This is a genomic window from Peptoniphilus sp. BV3C26, assembly GCF_000478985.1.
Taxonomy (GTDB): Bacteria; Bacillota; Clostridia; order Tissierellales; family Peptoniphilaceae; genus Peptoniphilus_B; species Peptoniphilus_B koenoeneniae.
The window spans coordinates 1-518 of sequence record NZ_AWXB01000047.1; the positions used below are offsets into that span (position 1 = coordinate 1).

The 518-nt window shown below is 39.8% G+C and carries 1 protein-coding gene; it reads right to left on the reverse strand.

Annotation, left to right across the window (positions count from 1 at the left end; genetic code table 11):
* Positions 1–518: hypothetical protein (locus HMPREF1253_RS05310; RefSeq protein WP_023055726.1), on the reverse strand; the 518-nt coding region annotated here is incomplete at both ends.

The following is a 518-nucleotide window of genomic DNA, read 5'->3' on the forward strand; positions in this document are numbered from 1 at the left end:
TGGTTTCCCTCTTTTTCATTAAGCTCTACTTCTTCTCTATCCTTTAGGTAATCAAATAAGGTAGCTTGAACTGCATCAGCCCTTCTAACTTCTTCTGTTTCTTCAGGTGCTTCAAGTTCTTCTTCTTCAAAGCTAAGTTCTCCATTAAAGACATACTGAAACTCCTGCTCGTCCATCTGCTTTTTAAGTTCACTGTCTTTAAGCTCTCTAAAGGTCTTTGGGAAATCCTCTAAAATAAGCCTTTGTGCGTTTAGTTCTTCCAGCTCCTTAAGATTAAAATATCCCCATTCAGGCTCAATCCCAAGCACAAGTCCAAAGGCATCGCCGCTTTCTCTATCATATTCCGTCATATACCAAGTCCAATTAGAACGGAAAGGAATGATATATGCAGCATGAACCTCTTTATCCGCTAAAGCTACATCCTCCTGTGCGTAAAGCTCCGGCACTCTTTCAAGCATTTCATCGGTCATTAAGTTTTCAGGATCATCTTTGGAATAATATTGTGGTTCTTCAATCTC